The organism is Acinetobacter sp. YZS-X1-1, assembly GCF_000804305.1.
Lineage (GTDB): Bacteria > Pseudomonadota > Gammaproteobacteria > Pseudomonadales > Moraxellaceae > Acinetobacter > Acinetobacter variabilis.
The window spans coordinates 19368-38838 of sequence record NZ_JWHB01000012.1 but is presented as its reverse complement, the minus strand read 5'-3'; the positions used below and the strand labels follow the sequence as shown (position 1 = coordinate 38838).

General features: G+C 40.6%; 18 protein-coding genes and 1 pseudogene. 10 read left to right on the top strand and 9 right to left on the bottom strand.

Features of this window, described 5'->3' with window-relative positions; genetic code table 11:
* The first annotated feature begins 21 nt into the window (after window positions 1–21).
* Together RJ01_RS08245 and RJ01_RS15815 are read left to right on the top strand one after the other, a co-directional pair.
* Entirely contained in the window at window positions 22–693 is a 672-nt protein-coding gene (locus RJ01_RS08245; RefSeq protein ID WP_034170703.1) for a heavy metal response regulator transcription factor, read from the top strand.
* A pseudogene (locus RJ01_RS15815) lies at window positions 690–2047 on the top strand (heavy metal sensor histidine kinase). The gene RJ01_RS08245 and the pseudogene RJ01_RS15815 overlap by 4 nt, the downstream one beginning before the upstream one ends.
* An 8-nt stretch (window positions 2048–2055) precedes the next feature.
* Here the strand turns inward: RJ01_RS15815 and RJ01_RS08230 are convergent.
* On the bottom strand, window positions 2056–2838 hold the full coding sequence (locus RJ01_RS08230; protein ID WP_005236402.1) for an rRNA large subunit pseudouridine synthase E: 783 nt from the start codon (window positions 2836–2838) through the stop codon (window positions 2056–2058).
* Window positions 2839–3317: 479 nt separating this feature from the next.
* Between RJ01_RS08230 and RJ01_RS16850 the strand changes: the two genes are divergently transcribed.
* Window positions 3318–3458: a hypothetical protein gene (locus tag RJ01_RS16850; RefSeq protein WP_005236401.1), complete on the top strand. Its 141-nt coding sequence runs from the start codon at window positions 3318–3320 to the stop codon at window positions 3456–3458.
* A gap of 248 nt (window positions 3459–3706) precedes the next feature.
* Window positions 3707–3892, top strand: coding sequence for a hypothetical protein (locus RJ01_RS08225; protein WP_034170702.1), 186 nt, complete (start codon window positions 3707–3709; stop codon window positions 3890–3892).
* A 678-nt stretch (window positions 3893–4570) separates the two neighbouring features.
* Here the strand turns inward: RJ01_RS08225 and RJ01_RS16375 are convergent.
* Window positions 4571–4735, bottom strand: a complete 165-nt coding sequence (locus RJ01_RS16375; protein ID WP_162835333.1) for a hypothetical protein — start codon at window positions 4733–4735, stop codon at window positions 4571–4573.
* A gap of 810 nt (window positions 4736–5545) precedes the next feature.
* Between RJ01_RS16375 and RJ01_RS16735 the strand changes: the two genes are divergently transcribed.
* The 4 genes from RJ01_RS16735 (at window position 5546) to RJ01_RS16535 (ending at window position 8476) form a co-directional block, all read left to right on the top strand.
* Entirely contained in the window at window positions 5546–5674 is a 129-nt protein-coding gene (locus RJ01_RS16735; protein WP_004784138.1) for a hypothetical protein, read from the top strand.
* A 172-nt stretch (window positions 5675–5846) separates the two neighbouring features.
* Window positions 5847–6398 carry a M23 family metallopeptidase gene (locus tag RJ01_RS08220; RefSeq protein WP_034170701.1) on the top strand — a complete coding sequence of 184 codons (552 nt, stop codon included), beginning with the start codon at window positions 5847–5849 and terminating at the stop codon, window positions 6396–6398.
* 88 nt (window positions 6399–6486) lie between these two features.
* Entirely contained in the window at window positions 6487–7740 is a 1254-nt protein-coding gene (locus RJ01_RS16540; RefSeq protein ID WP_004784135.1) for an acyltransferase, read from the top strand.
* A 19-nt stretch (window positions 7741–7759) separates the two neighbouring features.
* The gene (locus RJ01_RS16535) at window positions 7760–8476 is read left to right on the top strand and encodes an SGNH hydrolase domain-containing protein (RefSeq protein ID WP_264673485.1); all 717 of its coding nucleotides are present in this window, start codon (window positions 7760–7762) and stop codon (window positions 8474–8476) included.
* Window positions 8477–8546: 70 nt separating this feature from the next.
* Here RJ01_RS16535 and RJ01_RS08210 read toward each other — a convergent pair whose 3' ends face one another.
* Complete coding sequence (locus RJ01_RS08210) at window positions 8547–9758, bottom strand: YbfB/YjiJ family MFS transporter (protein WP_034170700.1); 1212 nt, start codon at window positions 9756–9758, stop codon at window positions 8547–8549.
* A 208-nt stretch (window positions 9759–9966) separates the two neighbouring features.
* The gene (locus RJ01_RS08205; protein WP_004784132.1) at window positions 9967–11202 is read right to left on the bottom strand and encodes a pyridoxal phosphate-dependent aminotransferase; all 1236 of its coding nucleotides are present in this window, start codon (window positions 11200–11202) and stop codon (window positions 9967–9969) included.
* A 152-nt stretch (window positions 11203–11354) separates the two neighbouring features.
* On the opposite strand from RJ01_RS08205, the gene msrB reads away from it, so the two are divergent.
* Together msrB and RJ01_RS08195 are read left to right on the top strand one after the other, a co-directional pair.
* Window positions 11355–11774 (top strand): peptide-methionine (R)-S-oxide reductase MsrB, encoded by a 420-nt coding sequence (gene msrB, locus RJ01_RS08200; RefSeq protein WP_004784131.1) that lies wholly within the window; start codon window positions 11355–11357, stop codon window positions 11772–11774.
* Window positions 11771–12247, top strand: a complete 477-nt coding sequence (locus RJ01_RS08195; RefSeq protein WP_004784130.1) for a glutathione peroxidase — start codon at window positions 11771–11773, stop codon at window positions 12245–12247. The genes msrB and RJ01_RS08195 overlap by 4 nt, the downstream gene beginning before the upstream one ends.
* A 131-nt stretch (window positions 12248–12378) precedes the next feature.
* Here RJ01_RS08195 and dapC read toward each other — a convergent pair whose 3' ends face one another.
* The 5 genes from dapC to RJ01_RS08165 all read right to left on the bottom strand — a co-directional run bounded on the left by dapC (window position 12379) and on the right by RJ01_RS08165 (window position 19402).
* Window positions 12379–13548: a succinyldiaminopimelate transaminase gene (gene dapC, locus RJ01_RS08190; RefSeq protein ID WP_034170699.1), complete on the bottom strand. Its 1170-nt coding sequence runs from the start codon at window positions 13546–13548 to the stop codon at window positions 12379–12381.
* Between the two features lie 22 nt (window positions 13549–13570).
* On the bottom strand, window positions 13571–16237 hold the full coding sequence (glnD, locus tag RJ01_RS08185) for a [protein-PII] uridylyltransferase (protein WP_005236380.1): 2667 nt from the start codon (window positions 16235–16237) through the stop codon (window positions 13571–13573).
* A 23-nt stretch (window positions 16238–16260) separates the two neighbouring features.
* Entirely contained in the window at window positions 16261–17475 is a 1215-nt protein-coding gene (gene purT / locus RJ01_RS08180; protein WP_171248462.1) for a formate-dependent phosphoribosylglycinamide formyltransferase, read from the bottom strand.
* A gap of 854 nt (window positions 17476–18329) precedes the next feature.
* Entirely contained in the window at window positions 18330–18677 is a 348-nt protein-coding gene (ygaH, locus tag RJ01_RS08170) for an L-valine transporter subunit YgaH (protein ID WP_034170697.1), read from the bottom strand.
* Entirely contained in the window at window positions 18674–19402 is a 729-nt protein-coding gene (locus tag RJ01_RS08165; RefSeq protein ID WP_171248461.1) for an AzlC family ABC transporter permease, read from the bottom strand. Before RJ01_RS08165 ends, ygaH begins: the two co-directional genes overlap by 4 nt.
* Window positions 19403–19471: the final 69 nt, after the last annotated feature.

Below are 19471 nucleotides of genomic sequence, written 5' to 3'. Positions count from 1 at the left end.
GAAATTGATTAAACTCAGCCCATGCATATTTTAATTGTAGAAGATGAAGCCAAAATTGCCGGCTTCTTGGCCACAGGCTTAAATGAATCCGGCTACCAGACTACACAGGCGTGTAATGGCCTGCATGCCTTATCAGTGCTGGAACAGCAACAGATTAATCTGGTATTGCTGGATGTGATGCTTCCCGACCTGGACGGCTGGCAAGTCCTCAAAACCTTGCGTACTTTCTCTAAAGTTCCCGTACTCATGCTGACTGCCAAAGATCATGTGCTTGACCGGGTCAAAGGGTTGGAACTGGGTGCAGATGACTACTTAACCAAGCCCTTCTCTTATATCGAACTTTTGGCCCGAATTAAAAGCCTGCTGCGCCGTGTACCAAAAGTTGAACATGAAATGTATCAGGTGGCCAATTTAGAGCTGAATCGTTTAACCCGGGAAGTATTTCGAGACCGGCAAAAAATTGAGCTTACCCAAAAAGAGTTTGTACTTTTGCAGTTGCTGATGGAACACCAGTCCGAAGTGTTAACCCGGACACAAATTGCTTCACTGGTCTGGAATATTAATTTTAATACCGATACCAATGTCGTTGATGTTGCTGTACGCCGATTACGTTCTAAAATTGATAACCATTTCAGTCCAAAACTTATTCATACGGTAAGTGGTATGGGCTATAAGCTGGATGCGCAAGCATGAAAATGCATTTGGGTACACGACTCGGCATCGCCTTTGGCCTCATTTCCTGTATCGTTTTTTTAAGCATCGGCGGGTTGTCCTATCACAATATTCAGCAGATGGTGCAATAACAGCAGGATGAAGCCTTGGCCTTGCGGATTTCCAGAATTGAAATATTTCTGGCTGATCAGCAAAGCTTTCAGGTGCTGATCGAACATCCAGAGCTTTATGAGAATATGCTTGGACAGGAAGATAACTTACTGATCCTTAAAAACGCGCAGAATACATTAATTGATATTAATCCTTTAAATATTACTATTCCTCTATTGGATTATGACACTAGGCTGAATTATCAAAATAATAAGCTTGAACAACCCACGACCCGTTTAGCATTTAAGCAAATGGACTTTAATGGACAGTCTTATCAACTGATTGCCGGCAAGCAGCTAGTAGCAGGGCAACAGCTTTTAAAACATTACCTGATAAAATTAGTGATCTACACTCTGCTCGGTATTATTTTATCCACCTTATTAGCCTGGCTAATCGGACACTATCTATTGCGATCCATGCGTCAGTTAATTTACGCGACTCAGCAGATCAGTGTGCAGCAGCTGGATCAGCGTATCGAGTTGCAATCCCAAAATATTGAGGTGCAGCAATTAACCGAGGCCATGAATGCCATGCTGGACCGTATACAGCAAGGCTATGAACAGCTGGCCCGATTTTCTGAAGATATTTCTCATGAATTACGAACGCCCCTGAATAACTTGATGAGGCAAACCCAGATTGCCTTGTCGAAGTCACGTAGTCGCGATGAATTAGAAAATCTGCTGTATTCTCATCTGGAAGAATATGAACGTCTGCCCCAGATGATTGAAAACATGCTGTTTATCGCCCGGGTAGAACATGGTCATTATCAGATAGAAAAACAGACACTAGAACTGAGCCAGATCATAGAAGATTTGCTGGCATATTCTGAGTTTCTGGCAGAAGAAAAAATATATCTATTTATACGGATATTCCGGCTCAACTGAATATAGCTGCGCATCCAGAATATCTGCAACGTGCGCTTGCCAATTTACTCAGCAACGCAGTGCAGTATGGAAAGGAAAATGGAGAGATCAGAATCACGGCGATGACTACAGAAAATAGCTGTCGGATTGATGTGCTGACAGCAGGTGTACAGATCCCCGAGCAGCATTTAGCCCATCTGTTTGAACGTTTTTACCAGATTGATAGCAGCCGGCATCAAAAAGCCCAAACGGGTGGTTTGGGCTTGGCGATTGTGCAGTCGATTATGCAGTTGCATCAGGGGGAAGTTCAGGTGAATAACCATCCTCAAGGTGTGGTCTTTAGTTTGATCTTCCCGACCTGAGCAGTGGCTTAACGGGTACGACGGCCACGACTCTTAGTATTTGGACGGGTAGTACCATTAGTCTTGCGACGTGGTTTTTCACCTTCTTCCATTTGCCAGATACGCGGTGTACCGGTTTTTTTCTTTGTGCCGTCTTTCGTTACTTTCTTGTTAATCGGTTTACCACCGGTACCACCCGGCTTTTTCACATAAGAGCGCGAGCGGTAAGGTTCTTGAGCAGGCACATCTTTAAAGTCTGGATAAAGTAGGGGTTCAATTTCTTTAGTTTCACCTGGCTGTAAACCTAATTGAACCAGATCAATCGAACCGATTTTGGTGCGAATCAAACGTAAGGTAGGAAAGCCGACTGCTGCAGTCATACGACGAACCTGACGGTTGCGACCTTCACAGATTGAAATTTCGACCCATGAAGTTGGAACAGAAGCACGGAAACGTACCGGGGGATTACGTTCCCATAACCATTCCGGTTCAGTGACTTTAATTGCTTTGGCTGGTAGCGTAATACCGTCATTCAGTTCAACGCCCTTACGAAGCTGTTCCAAGGCTTCTTCAGTTATATCGCCATCGACCTGAACCAGATAAGTTTTGAATTTTTTGCTGGCTGGATTGGTAATATATTGGTTTAAACCGCCATGATCGGTCAGGAACATCAAACCTTCAGAATCCATATCCAGACGACCAGCAATACGCAGATCCGGATCGTCTACAAAATCCGCCATAGTCTGATGTTTTTCATCTGGACGAAATTGGGAGAGGACGTCATAAGGCTTGTTAAGAATGACAATTTTCACTTTAACCTACTAAAATATATAAAATAATTCTGATGTGGCAGTCATGTTGCCCATTGTAATACTCCTTTACTTATAAATAGGAGATAAGGGAAGACATAAAAGAGTCCACTAAGTGGAAGCTATCATAGCAGATTCTGATTTATCTTCCTCGAATTTATGTTTTGCATCAAATTTGATTGCGTTTGATTGCGACCATGCCGCTTTAAAATGATGTGCTTTTTGTATTCAAATATGATCTTCCGTTTAAGAATGTTAATCCTCGATAATCTACATTTTCGACTGCACTTGTCGATTTAGTTAAGGGAAAATAAGACAATTCAAGGCAAAGCAAAAAATTGATAATGATTTTTATAGACCTGAAATGGCTTTGATGAATTTACATACCATACAAAAAGCTTTCCAAATTGGCTTAGACCACTACAAAGCAAGCTGATATTTTAATTTCACAGTTTCTAATATTTTTAATTTTGAGGTGAACAATGAAATTGTTGACTTTAATTAGTATGGGTATTGCAGCAAGTTATTGTTATAAAACCATCAAACATAACAAGCAAAATCTTTCAAATCTAAGTTTTGATGAAGTGATAAATCAACACATTTTACGAGATTTTATAGCCTGAGCATTACTTATATTTACCGCTAGTTTAATTTGATTATAAATAGAAAATCCCAACATATATTGTTGGGGTTTTTTATTTTTTATCGTTTGAATATTTTTAAATAAGGTGCATAAGAAAATTTATATCAAAATGAAAGTTACATGATTAATCTATTAAATAGTCAATTAATACAACTCTATAAAGCAATGTAAACGAAAAATTCAAATCTTCTGCTAAATTAAAAATAAACCAAATGTGTGGAGGTTTGTATGAGAAATATACCAGAAGGAACCCAGGTTATTTATCATATATCAGCTCAGGACTGCGCATTCTATAAGGAAGAAAATGGAATTCTGAAAGTCTGGAATAGCGGAACTTGGGTGAATGCGATTGTACCAAATCTGGAAAAGATGATGGAGCTTGATTTCGAGTTAGAAGTACTCAAATCTATGTAGTAATTTAAAATTTAAAGATCCTTCTATTTAGGATCTTTAAATTTATATTGAGGTTTTAAAAATAATAAAAAATATCTTTACGATAAAAGAGAATTTTATTGAAAATAAAATAGCAGTTGTTGATTAATTAAAAATACATATCAGTTGCTTAGTTTTAATTTTATATAAAATAGGGAAAATAAATTATGGAATAGTAAAATTAGAACCTATGAAATAACTTAAAAAGACATTAAGTTCAAAAGCTTAAATTTTGGAATGGCAATATATTACATAGAAAATTTTTTTATAAACAAAGATTATTTTATGATTTCAAAGAAATAATCTATTAATTTTTTAAATAAAAACAGTTAAGTAATTGAAAATTAATAATATATTTATTGATAATTAAGGTTTAATTTATAGTTTTACTCTCTTATATTGCGTTTTACTTTAGTTTAAATATTCAAGATTATGTAATATTTTGTTATTTGGTTTTATGCTTATGTAGTGTATAAATAATATACAGCTCTCCATGAGGGTAAAACACATGACTAAAGCAGAATTAGCTGTCTCCGCATTGGTCGTATTCCTTATTACCTTAATGGTTTATGGAGTAGGACAATCATTGAGTTATTAAAATAACTTTTTTCTAATGATTCCCGTATGTAAATAAAGCCCTTTGTGGGCTTTATTTTGTTTTCAGTCTGAGTCTGAATCACTCTTCTGATTTTCAGAATATTCTAGCGCAGCTTTTTGTGCTTCTGCGGCAGCTTTAGCTTCCAAAGGAATAGCATCTGCTGCAATAGTAGAAGTACCATAAAAGCCCATCGTAATGAGTATTAGAATTTTCGAAAACTGTTTCATACAAAATCCTCTAATTTTCTAAAACTTGATTTCAGTGTAGGGGATAAAACTCTCTGCACATGTATGAGCGGTGTCTGCTTATGTAAGATATTCGGGCTTAGCGTGAAAACCCTTTCACCTTATGTAAGAACAATTATCTTATGAATTATTTTGTAGAATTAATTAAAGAAATGTTTTAGAAATTGAAAATATTAAATTTATAATTAGAAAGATATAAATTAGACTTCTTGCGTTAGTCAAAATTTAAACAGCCCAAAGCTACATTTTATAAGGTTTTAGCCAATTCAAAAATTAGGTAAAACGATACTTTCGCAAGAGGTCTATTAATAAATTGTTAAACCTGAAAATAGTGGCAAGATGACTCTGAATACAGATCTAATATTCAATCTACCTGATCATCCAGTTATTCCTTTACTGCGAAAACTGTGGCCCACATTTTATAGCCTCTCATACTAAATATACTATTACTGCGTTGGTTCGATTCTGAACTGGAAACTTTGTGAATGTTGATATATCAATGCTAAATTTGAATCATCACGTTAGACCCGCATTTATTGTTAAATATTTGAAGGGTTTTATTCAGAAAACCATATTTATATTTAGGGTTAAAACAGGTATCAACATGCAACGCTATGTAAGCGATGTAAATTCCTCGAATAAAGATCTAATCAGAATTGAATGACTTAACTAAAGATGCTTTTACATTGACGTATTTGGATACAGCTCCGCGATTGGCTTATTTTATATAAAGGTTAGAGTGATTAATGCAACTTCCAGTGATAGAGACAGTTCTCCAAAGGAGTTTATGCTATGGCTAAGTCAAGAGCAAAACATAAGCAGGTTCAGCAAAAGGATAAAAAGGACAGTGCTCAGAATGAAGAGCAACAACAGCAACAGCAACAACCCTCTAAACCATCCCGTGCGAAAAAGCGTAAATAAGATTTAAACTGATTCAACAAAACCCTCAGCTGAGGGTTTTGCTATTTTTAAGACTGTTTTCGAAAAACAATTGGGAAAAAACATCACTAAAAATAACAGGATTTTGACTTTAAATTTCTGTGTATTCCTTAAGATAAAACGAACTCCTCATTAAACAGCTAAGCGAGCTATTGTGAAAATTCCCAGAATCCTGCTTTTAATATTTTCCTTAAGCATATTACTTACTGCCTGTCAGCCACCGCCATCAGGTGAACCAGCGGGCTGGAAAAGTCCCTACCTCTATTGGCAATTAAAAAAAGCTGAGCTGATTAGACCAGTAGAAATTCCTGTACAAGGAGTAAAACCTCGCCAGATTCAGGATACTTGGGGTGGAGCACGGAGTGAAGGTCGCAAACATGAGGGGACTGATATTTTTGCTAAACGGGGAACACCGGTAGTCAGTGCGACCCAAGGGATCGTCCGTAAGATTGGAACCAATAATTTGGGCGGTAAAGTTATCTGGATTACTGGCCCGAATTTAAGCCAACATTATTATGCTCATCTAGATGATTATGCTGAACATATTCAGGAAGGAGACTGGGTAGAAGCAGGTGAAATCATTGCCTATGTCGGCAATACCGGTAATGCGAAAAATACACCACCACATTTGCATTATGGGATTTATCTCAGTGGGGAAGGTGCGACCAATCCTTATCCTTATTTAAAGGTAGAAGAATTGGAATAAGCGCAGGTGAATGTAAAAAAAATGTAAAAGATCGCCATCTAAAGAATGAAAAGCATAAAATAGCGTATCTCCCGTTTTTCCTGTTTTTATGAGTTTTGCTTATCGACCAGATATCGATGGCCTGAGAGCGATTGCAGTATCATTGGTCATTTTCAATCACCTCGGCTGGTCACTATTTTCTGGCGGCTATATTGGTGTTGATATTTTCTTTGTCATTTCCGGTTATCTCATTACGACCATTTTGAAGCGCGATATTGAGTTGCAGCAATTTTCAATTGCACGGTTTTATAAGAAACGGGTGATCCGTCTGGCACCTGCATATTTTACTGTACTGGCAATTGTCAGCCTGATTGCTTGGCAGGTGATGTTGCCGGGTGAGCTGACGGAATATTTTAAAAGCGTCATGTATGCCACTGTGCTCATTGCCAATCTGTATATGCGAAATGAGGTGGGAGATTATTTCAGTCCGAATGTAGAAAATGTGCCTTTGTTGCATTTATGGTCATTGGGCGTAGAAGAGCAGTTTTATATTTTCTGGCCGCTCTTGCTATGGCTATTCTTGAGTAGAACCTCACGTAAATATCTTTGGCTTGTTATTAGTGTATTTATTGTCGCTTTAGTTATATACGCCCAGCAGCAACTGACTCATAATCCAGCCAAAGTTTACTATAGCATGCCGGTACGAGCGTTTGAGTTATTGATTGGCGCATTGATTAGCTGCTTGCCAAAACTGAATCTGCCAAAAAAACTATTACAGGGATTGGTCTGGGCTGGAGTAAGTGTTCTATTTGCAACTGCAATTTATTTTGATCAGCAAACCCCATTCCCAGGACTGATGGCATTGATCCCGTGTCTTGCAACGGCACTCATTATTTATCTGGGACAATCTATATCTTCAAGTAATTTATTACTGAGTAATCGTCTTAGTACCTGGATTGGCAAGATTTCATATCCTCTGTATCTATGGCACTGGCCAATCATCGTGTTCTTTGGCATTTATATGCTGCCCTTGAATCTGGAAAATCAGATTATTATTGTTTTTCTATCACTTATATGTGCATTTCTGACTTATAAACTGACTGAAACACCACTGAAACGCTTTGTGATGGCTGCAAATTATAAAGTGATTATTCTTGGATTTATGTTACCTGCAGTCAGTTTTATTGCGATCGCCCAAACCATCAAAACACATGAAGGTTTCCCGGAGCGTTTTCCAAAATCGGTGCATGACAAACAGGAAGCATTACACACGTATGCACATGTGATTCGTAGTAACTGCATGGATACTGCGGATCCAATATGTTTTACCCAATGCTCAGGATTGTGTCTTAGGACAATCTAAAGAAGATATTGATTTCCTGTTGATTGGCGATTCGCATGCCAATGCCTACACAGCAATGCTGGATGAATGGGCAAAGGATGCTGATTTACGCGGTTATGACGTTACGCAAAGCTCAACCTTTTATCTGCCAGATGTACAGCGATTTGAATTAAAGTTGAATCAATGGAAAGAATTGACCAAATTCCAAAAACGTAATGATGCTATTACTGCACATCTTAAAGAAACCCATTATCCAATGATTATTCTGGCGGGTTCTTATGCGCAGTATTTTGACGATGATGTAAAACTTAAAGATAGTGTCCATCATACTGAGGAAGAGATATTTAGAGCAGGCTTGATGAAAGCCTTAGAAATTGCCCATCAATCTAGTGATCAGGTGGTGCTAATTAATGATGTACCACATCTAGACTGGGAAGGGATTCCATCTGATTGTAATATTCGTAAAGAGATTCTTCATCGAGACGCTTCATGTACAGTTTCTCGAAAAAGTTATGAAGCACATTTAAAGCAATTCAATCAGATTCTGGCAGAAGCAAAACTGAAATATCCACAATTAAAAATTATTGATCCAACCAAAGTCATCTGTGATCAGCAGGCATGTAAAACGATGTTGAATGATGTGCCTTTGTATCGTTTTAAAGATGATAATCATCTTAATGATCAGGGTTCACGGCAATTGGGCGTTGAATATCTAAAACAGTTTGGTAATCCGCTTAAAGATTTGAAAAAAGATTAAATGGAATAAAACCACGTTTAATGACGTGGTCCTATTCCTTGGGATTTGGGTCATTGACTGATTTTAATCTTTATTTAATTCTTTCTTCTTGAACAGAAACCGGTTGCGGTTGCTCATCCATCTTATATTTGGAAGAACGTGTATTCCAGAACAGTTGTAATGTTCCCCCTAATAAAACTAAAGCAGCCAGCATAAACTGTTGATGATAGTTCAATCCAAGATATTGCAGGGCGCTAAAACTTAATCCACCAATCAGCTGAACAGAGGCAAAACATAGAGTCGCAATACTCCAGAGCTTTTTATAGGCCAGTCCATACAGTTGCAAAATGGTATAAGAGGTGAGGAAAACCACAGCGGGATTCAACATTCCGGTAAAAAAAGAAGAACTGAAAGTGAGGAACGGGTTAGCATTTAAAGTCGCGATGAAAATCGCTAGAATATACACACTATAAAGAATCTTTAAGGCGGTAAAATTGCCAAATTTTCTTGCCAGAATATAGGCAGAAAAAGCACCTAAGGCACTGCCCAAACCATATAGAATCCAGTTAAAGTTAATCCAGAATAAGCTTAATCCTAGTTCATGGCTGAGATAGTCAATCCAGAACAGGGAATGCGGAATATAGGCAAATGCACTACAGGCATAAACCGCCAGTAAACTATAAAAGACTGTATTTAAAGGTACTTGAGCAGCATGAGAAACAGATTGTTTAGCTAGATAGGGTTTAAATTGTTGTATCAGTAGGCTTAAGCAGATACAAATCATCAGGGCAAACCCACATAAGATCAGCCAGGCCGTACGTATGGAAATCTGGTCAAGATAAGGTAAAAACAGTGTAGCTAGTAAAACCCCCAATCCAATTCCGCTAAAACCAATAAAATTGATCTTAAAACGGTCTTTTAAATCGCAGCACTGAGCCACGACACTTGGTGACAAAATCATGAGCAGACCACCACTGATACCGGAGATCACGCGCCAGCTGATATACCAGATTTCAGAAAACCCTGAAAAAGCGCAACAGAATAAGCTAACCATTCCAGCTATTGCAGCAAGCTGGATATAGGTACTCATGCTTCGATCTTGAGGCAAGCGCATCGCTGCAAAAGCACCCATTAAATAACCCAGTAGATTGGCACTACCCAAAAGGCTGGCAAAACTCGCGCTCCAGACAAAGGCTTCACGTGTACCAGGTAACAGGGCAGTATAGGAAAAACGCAGAATGCCGATGCCTAAGCACATGCTCAGGCAGAGAAAAAGACTAAGCTTGACCGTATTTGAGGACATCCATATACTCTTGAAGTTTTATATTTGTTCAAAAAATAGCATGAATCATCAAGCTAAAGGAGAAAAGGCTGAATAGATTTTATTGAGAAAAGAAACTCTAGATTAACAGCATACCTCTTTTTAAATATCTATAAAGCTTGTCGCGGAAATTTTTAAACAATAAAAAACCGCATTCATAAATGCGGTTTTTTGAGTTAACTTTTATAAATTAACGCATTTTTGCCAGGAAACGGCCTAAACGGGTAATCGCTTCACGCAGTTCATTTTCTGCTGGCAGGAATACCACACGGAAATGATCCGGTGTTGGCCAGTTGAAACCAGTACCTTGAACCAATAGAACTTTCTCGGCACGTAACAGATCAAGCATCAGTTTTTCGTCATCCTCAACCGGATAGATTTCTGGATCAAGACGAGGGAAACAGTACATCGCACCTTCCGGTTTCACACAAGATACCCCCGGAATCTCGTTTAGCATTTCCCAGGCAATATTACGCTGTTCATATAGACGGCCACCTGGGCGGATCAAGTCATTAATAGACTGATAGCCACCGAGTGCAGTCTGAATTGCATATTGTGCTTGATGATTCGCGCAAAGACGCATTGAAGCCAGCATATCCAGGCCTTCAATGTAGTCCATTGCACGTGATTTATCACCAGTAATCGCCATCCAGCCTGAGCGATAGCCAGCAATACGATAGGCCTTAGATAAACCGTTGAACGATACACATAATTGCTTGCCTGCAAGCGAAGCTACTGAAACATGTTCAATACCATCGTAAACGATCTTGTCATAGATTTCGTCTGCAAACAGGATCAGATCATATTTCTTCGCCAGATCCACGATTTGCTGTAATACATGACGCGGATAAACCGAACCAGTCGGGTTATTCGGGTTGATAATCACGATTCCGCGGGTATTTGGCGTGATTTTGCTTTCCATATCCGCAATATCTGGATACCAGTGATCTTCTTCATCACATTTATAGTGAATCGCAGTACCGCCAGACAGGTTCACTGCCGCAGTCCATAATGGATAATCCGGCATTGGAATCAGCATTTCATCGCCGTCATCCAGCAGGCCTTGCATCGCCATCACGATCAGCTCAGATACGCCATTGCCGACATACACGTCGTTCACGTGCATATCCAGAATGCCTTTTTGCTGGTAATACTGACAGATCGCTTTACGTGCCGGGAAAATTCCTTTGGAATCTGTATAGCCAATCGCATTTGGCAGGTTCAGTGCAACATCATTAATGATTTCTTGCGGGGCTTCAAAGCCGAATGGGGCGGGATTTCCGATATTCAGTTTGATAATTTTATGTCCGGCTTCTTCCATCTCGTTGGCCGCTCGTAACACTGGTCCGCGAATGTCGTAGCAAACATGCTCAAGCTTAGACGATTTCTTGATCTCGCGAGGGGGGGTGTTACCAATACCGGACATAATTCCATCCAATTAATTTTTAAGTTAAACCTATAGATTACGCAAATATCACAATCTATGCTGAAATTTCGCTAGAAATTTTTTCATCTCTAGCGTAAATATGGAAGTACTGAAGCATGACATTGAATGTCAAAGATTTAAAGGAGTTAGTGATGGGAAAACTCAATAAAACAGACCGGGAATGGCAAAGAGAGTTATCACCAGAAGAGTTTCGCATTACGCGTGAAAAAGGAACTGAACCGGCATTCACAGGTAAGTACTGGAATACAAAACAGGAAGGGACTTATGTCTGCCGTTGCTGTGGTACACCACTATTTTCTTCAACCACTAAATATGACAGCGGTTGCGGTTGGCCAAGCTTCTATCGTCCTGTGAGCAGCTCAGTTGTAGAAGAATTACCTGATACTTCACATGGTATGGTGAGAACAGAAATTGTTTGTCATCATTGTGATGCACATTTGGGACACGTTTTCCCGGATGGTCCGGAACCGACTGGCTTACGTTATTGTGTAAACTCAGCCTCTTTAGAATTACAAACACAAGAAAAAACTGACGAGGAAACTTATCCATGACCAGCATTTATCAGTTTGAAGCTGAGTTGTTAGATGGGAAAAACAAACGACTTGCAGATTATGAAGGAAAAGTACTTTTAATCGTAAATACCGCGAGCAAATGTGGTTTCACTCCACAATTTGCAGGTCTGGAAAAGCTTTACCAGAAATATAAAGAGCAGGGACTGGAAGTTTTAGGTTTTCCATGCAACCAGTTTGGTGGACAGGATCCAGGTTCAAATGAACAGATCGGTGAATTTTGCCAGAAAAATTATGGGGTTTCTTTCCCAATGTTTTCCAAGGTAGATGTTAAAGGTCCAGAAGCGCATGCGATCTTCCGTTACTTGACCAATAATTCTAAAGGAATTCTAGGAAATGGTATTAAGTGGAATTTTACCAAATTCCTGATTGGTCGTGATGGCAAGGTATTAAACCGTTTTGCACCTACCACAAAACCTGAAGATCTCGAAACAGAAATTGAAAAGGTTTTATAAGTTTATTTGAAATGTCTAATTTCTAATGAATAGAAAATAAGTTAAATAAAAAATAATTTGTAGTCAATATCCATAAAAAAACCCACTTCTGGAAAGTGGGTTTTTTTTATTTGTGTTTAGGTCTTAGAAGATTAAAGAATCGCTTTTAAACGCTGAATTACCTGCTCACATTGTGCCAGATCAGCCACCAATGCCAGACGCACATGATTTTCACCCGGGTTGCCTTGTGTAGTTTCACGAGACAGGTAACGGCCTGGTAATACTTTGATATGCGCTTTTTCCATCAACATTTTGGCAAAAGCTTCATCATTGTCCACTTTGAGCCAATAGTAGAAACCCGCATCCGGTTTTTTCAGCGGAAGCAAGTGCCCCAATTCTTTCTGGAACAGATCGAACTTGGCACGATACTGTACCCGGTTTTCTTCCACATGGGCTTCATCATTCCAAGCGGTAATTGATGCTAACTGGTGTTGCACCGGCATCGCTGCACCGTGATAAGTACGGTATTGCAGATAAGGTTTGAGTAAAGTGGCATCACCTGCAACAAAGCCTGAACGCATGCCTGGCAGGTTGGAGCGTTTAGATAGAGAATGGAAAACGACACAGTTTTTATAGTCATCTCGGCCAATCTCGGCACACACTTCCAGTAAACCTGTCGGTGCTTCATCAAACCAGAGTTCTGAATAGCATTCATCAGAAGCAATGACAAAATCATATTTGTCTGACAGTGCAATCAGCTTTTTAAACTGCTCTTTAGAAAGAACAGCACCTGTTGGGTTGCCCGGTGTACACACAAATAACAGGGCAGTTTTTTCCCAGACTTCAGCCGGAACTGCATCAAAGTCGCCTAAGTAATCATTTTCCTCAGTACAGTTAATGAAATAAGGTTTTGCACCTGCAAGCAGGGTAGCACCTTCATAAATCTGGTAGAAAGGGTTTGGCATCACCACATAAGGCGCATCTTCACGATTAATCAGCGCCTGAACAAAAGAAAAGATTGCTTCACGGGTACCAGAGACCGGTAATACATTGCTGTCTGCACTGATGCTATTCAGTTTAAAACGACGAGTCAGCCAGTTGGCAATGCTTTCTCGTAATTCAGGTAAGCCTTTGCTGTTCGGATAAGTCGATAGATGCTGGAAATTATCGATAATCGCCTGTTTCACGAACTCGGGTGCTGGATGCTTTGGTTCACCAATTGAAAGGGGAATCAATGGCATATTCGCAGGCTGGATATCCGCGAAAAGTTTATTTAACTTTTCAAACGGATATGGGTTCAATAAAGACAAGCTAGAGTTCATGAATGTGTTACCGAGCAGTGTGTTAGTGTTGAGCATTGACCTGATGTGAGGCCTCATCTAGAGCAGCTTTTAATGCCGCTGCAAAATTGTCGGACTCTGTTTGGGTCATTGGGCTGCCATCTTTTTTGGTGACAAAGAAAATATCTTCAGCACGTTCGCCAAGCGTGGCAATTTTAGCAGAGTGAATATCCAGACCCTGCATCATAAATAAACCGCCAATTTTCGCAAGTAAACCAGGATGGTCAAGTGTCGCAATTTCCACCATATTCTGATTTAAAGCCTCATTGAGAGTGATATCGACAGTATTTTCAATATCAAAATGACGTAACTGACGCGGAATGCGGCGCTGCATCAGACCTGGATATTCATCAGAATGACTTAAGGCATCCTGTAAGGCTTCAATCACAGTCGCTTCACGTTCTGGGTCAGTCAGCAGCGTGCCAAAACGGTCAAGTACGACATAGGTATCCAGACTAAAGGCTTTGGTCGCGGTAATAATCCGGGCATCCTGAACGTCCAGATTCATGCGATCCAGAACAGCAACCGTGGTAGCGAACAGATTTGGCTTGTCTTGAGTATAGATGAAGATCTGCACGGCATCCTGTGCATACTTACGATGCGCACGCATTAATACCAATGGTGCAGGATTATCGCCATGTTCCAGAATGGCACGGGTATGCCAAGCGATTTCATCGGCAGATTCTTTCAGGAAGTAGTCGTCACCCAGTTCCTGCCAGACTTTTTCAACGTCATAGAGTGAGAAATGTTCTACCAGACGTTCACTGGCTTCGAATTTGGTATCTTCAATCAGCATTTGATAATCAACCGGACGGCCGAGACCTGAACGGATCACATCACGCGCATGTGTATAAAGCTGACGCATCAAAGATGAACGCCATGTATTCCAGAGTTTTGGATTGGTCGCGTTGATATCTGCCACTGTCAGCGTGTACAGATAATCCAGATGCTCCATATCGCCCATTTTTTCAGCAAATTCTTTGACTACATCCGGATCGGAAATGTCTTTTTTCTGTGAAGTCACCGACATGGACAAATGGTTTTCAATCAGCCAAGCAACCAGATTGCATTCACGTTCGGTAAAGCCATGGGTACGGCAGAACTGAATCGCATCGGCTGCACCAAGCTCACTATGATCGCCACCACGACCTTTGGCAATGTCATGGAAAATAGCCGCTAGATAAACAATGTCACGACGTGCTAGGCGCTGGAACACGGAGCTGACCACTGGGAATTCTTTGGCAAATTCGGGTTCTTTGAAGCGGTTCAGATTGCGGATCAAGAGCAGGGTATGTGCATCCACGGTATAGATATGGAACAGGTCATATTGCATCAGGCCGGTAATCTGTCCGAAAGCCGGAATATATTTGCCCAGAACACCATAACGTTTCATCGCAACTAGCGTTTCGTACAGGCGATGCGGTGAACGAATGATGGCCATAAACAGGGCTTGGTGTACCGGATTATCACGGAAATCCTGATCAATACGTTTAGCTGCCAGAGTAAGCAGACGTAAAGTACGGGCACGTATGCCTTCAATTTCAGGACGATTAGCCAGCAAATAGAAAATTTCCAGAATGGCGCTTGGCTTTTCCGAGAAAATCTTGTGATGTTGAACTGCTAACTTGCCATCGACCAGTTTGAAATTTTCATTAATTTCTTCAATCTGGCGTTCATATTGAGGTAAACGCGGAGTAATGACCGATTCATTAAAATAGGCCAGCAGCATTTCATTCAGAGTTGAAACCTGCTGAGCGCTACGATAATAGCGCTTCATGAACTGTTCGATTGGATAGTTCGGTGACTGACCTTCTTCACGAGTATAGCCAAACATCGCCGCAATATCGCGTTGATAATCGAATAGCAGGCGGTTTTCATCGCGCTTGGTCAGGCGGTGTAAATGATGACGAATTTCCCAGAGGAAGCTTTCGGCTTCTTCGAGTACAGCAAGTTCAAACTCTGAAATAAAGCCCAGATGCACCAGATCATAAATACGGTTAACGCGGAAATGACGTTTGGCAATCCAGCCAATCTGGTTGATATCGCGGATACCGCCCGGTGCATTTTTAATATCCGGTTCCAGATTGCTTTCAGTATTATTATGCTGAGCATAGCGTTTGTGCTGCTCATCCATTTTCGCATCAAAAAAGGTTTTATCGGTCCAGGTTTGTGAAACGATTCGGCGTGGCCACTTGGTCAAATTTTCATTGCCAATAATCAGACGTGCCTCGATCAAGGACGTCGCTACAGTAAGGTCGCTGCTGGCCTGATTGACACATTCATTGATGGTACGAACACTGATGCCCGGTTTGAAGTTGCCTACATCCCAAAGAGAGGAAATAAAGCTGGAGATCAGCTTTTCCTGCTCTGGAGTGAAATCATCTTCAGAAAGGATCATGATATCGACATCTGAATAAGGCAGCATTTCGCGGCGGCCATAACCGCCGACTGCGAAAAGTGCCAAATCGGTTTGATCAAGTTCAGCATGATTCCACAGAAATTGCAGAGCCTCATCAATCAGGTTGGAACGGGCCTGAATGATGTCACGGATAGACTGTCCATTTTCAAAACATTCCTGAAGCTGATTTTCTACATCGCTACGCCATTGGTTGATCGCTTTGATGTCATTGTGACTTTTAATGTAATTCAGCAGTGGAGAGGTATTGATCATGAACAGTGGTCCGTTGTATTTACTTAATTTTGATTCACATTAACTTGGTCAGCAACCTGTTGAGCCAGCTCGCGAGCCTGTTCAATGCTTTCTGCACGCGCAGTCGCGACACCCATACGGCGGCGTTTAAAACCTTCAGGTTTACCAAACAGGCGTAAATCGGTATCGGCATGGGCTAAAGCAAGATTCAGGCCAGAAAATGAAAGGTTGCGATCATCGACACCTGCGTAAATCACGGCACTGGCAGCCACACTATGGCGAGCTGTATTGACTGGTAAGCCTAAAATAGCACGGCCATGCAGTTCAAATTCACTCTGGAACTGGGAAGCCAAAGTGACCAGACCAGTGTCATGCGGGCGAGGTGAAACCTCACTAAACCATACTTTGTCGCCTTTGACAAAGAGTTCTACACCAAAAATGCCGCAACCGCCCAGTGCTGTGGTGACTTTATTGGCGATACGTTTTGATTCTTCCAGAGCAGCCGGGCTCATTGGCTGAGGTTGCCAGCTTTCTACATAGTCGCCTGAGTCCTGACGATGTCCGATTGGATCACAGTAAAAGGTTTCGATTTCGCCAGTTTGAGGATTCTTAGCCCGTACAGTAAGCAGGGTAATTTCAAAATCAAAATCAATTTGTGATTCCACAATCACTTTGCCCTGATTAACCCGACCACCTGTTTGCGCATATTCCCAGGCAGCATCAACTTCTTCAAAGCTTTTCACGCGAGATTGGCCTTTACCTGAAGAAGACATCACCGGTTTCACAAAGTTTGGATAGCCAATGTCATCACAGGCTGCGCGGAAAGATTCCAGAGAATCGGCAAAGCGATAAGCAGAGGTCGGTAAGCCTAGTTCTTCAGCTGCCAGACGACGAATGCCTTCACGGTTCATGGTCAAGTTCACTGCTTTGGCAGACGGAATCACAGTGGCAATATTCTGTTCTTCAATTTCAACCAATACTTCTGTTGCAATCGCTTCAATTTCAGGAACAATAAGATGCGGCTGAATTTTTTGAATGAGCTGTTTGAGTTCCGCTGCATCTGCCATATTTAAGGCATAAGAAAAATGTGCCACCTGCATGGCAGGAGCATCTGCATAACGATCTGCAGCATGAACTTCTACACCTAAACGTTGCAAGGAAATCACCACTTCCTTACCTAGTTCTCCTGAACCTAGCAATAGAACTTTAAAAGCTGAAGATTGAAGAGGAGTACCAATAGTCACGTTCATGTGTATTATCCATGCTTGATTTTATGGACTTTTAGCATAACAGAACTCAATGCCGAGATAAGCCGAGTTTCATACAAAATTGTGATATTGGCCAGCAGTTTTATTTATAAAAGTTTATAGAGAATTGCATCTGAAATCAGGCAGTTCGCTTTACTTTATTTTTCACAGGGTTTAAATCATAAATACGATTTTGCGGATTGAGTTTTTTCATATGCAGAATTTGCTTGTCATTGAGCTGAAGTTGATGGAGAAGTTTCAGACTTTGTATACTCTTAAAGGCGTAAAAGGGAATGACAAAAGGACAGATAAAACCAAATATGCATAGCAATAAACCAAATCCTGAAAATTGCAGTGCATCGAGGAATACAGTGAAAAAATGGAATTGATGATTTTATATTGCGACAAGTGCAAAGAATAAAAACAGTAAAATTACACTAAAGCAAAATACAGAAATGAGATTTGGAATGCCTTTATGTAACAGGCTCCATTGGCTAAAAATGATTTGTTTAGGGTGCAGATGGATCACCTGTTGAGTCTGATTGTAGAGGGCAATGATTTTATTTTTGCCATGCTTCTGAATATAAATGACACGGACATGATCTGCGGGTTCAGCAACCACTTCTACAAAATGACCAGTAAAATTCTGTGCATTGATAAAACATTCAAAATAGCAGCCGGGTAATTCATACTGGTTAAAATAGCCAACATTTCATCACGTCGATGATGAATAAATATTTTCCCTTCAATCATTTGCTTTGGCTCGAACATGCCAATATTTTCCTTATTTTTCTTCTTATATCAAAAAGACTTATGCATTTAATTTAGCATAAGTCTTGAATAAGATTTCTAATTTTCTAAAAGGCTTAAAAAGGCATGGGGATATAGGTATAAATCAGGCCATAGGTTAAAGCAGCAGTTAAGGTCGCCATGACGATTTTCTTAAACTTAAAATATAGTCCAGCGAGTACAATAAAACCGATCAGCATGGCAAAACTTTTATCTGGCGTTTCCAGTAAGGGTGGTAAGGTCGCCACAACCAGCATGGAACTGATAGCAGCAATTCCAATCGAACCCAAAGCGATTTTCAGCCAAAGCGTACCACGTTTTTGCGAACCCTGCTGAAATTTTTGAATCACATAGAAAGGACCAAAACGTGAGGCAAAATTGGCAATTCCGACAATAATCCCGACCAAAATAATTTCAAGGTTCATGATTGATCTCCTGCATATTCAGGATCTGGTTTTTTCAGTACATAGTGCTTGAACAGGCCGGCCAAAATGCCGGAACTAATGCCAATAAAGATCGCAGCGGACAGATCGATAAAATAACAGGCAACTGCTGAGACAATAATCGTGATGGTCACGACAAAGGCATGTTTCTTTTCAAAGGCTGCCAATAAGAAACTTAAGAACAGGGCAGGTAGAAGGAAATCTAAAGCCGCCTGCAAGAATTGTGGCAGATGACTAACCTGATCAGCAAATAGGCCGCCTAGAAATGAACCTGTCGCCCAAGATAACCAGCTAAACAGACTCAGACCGAGCATCCACGACTCTGACCATTCCTGACGCCGTTGTGACAGCTTGATCATACCTGAAGCAAAGACTTCATCAGTAAGACCCCAAGCCCAGACTGCGGTTTTCTTTAAGTTGAGTCGGTCCTGAATCAGGTTTTGTAAAGCTGGGCCGTATAAGAGATGGCGAATGTCCAAAGCAATTACGGTCAATGCAGTCATCCAGATCGAAGTACCGCTACCAAGTAGAGCTACAACTAAAAATTGACTGGCACCGGCATACATGGAGCAGGACAGAAATAAGGCTTCCCAGGCAGTAAAGCCGAACTGGGTGGCAGAAACGCCAAAAGCAAAGGAGACCGGAAGGTAAGTAAATATAATGGCCTGGCTATCTTTAGCACCTTGCCAGAAACCGGCAGGTTGCATCGCTACTGGATTGTGGTCAGACACAAAACACCTTGAGGGAGAGAGTTAAAACAGGGATTAAATCAAGAT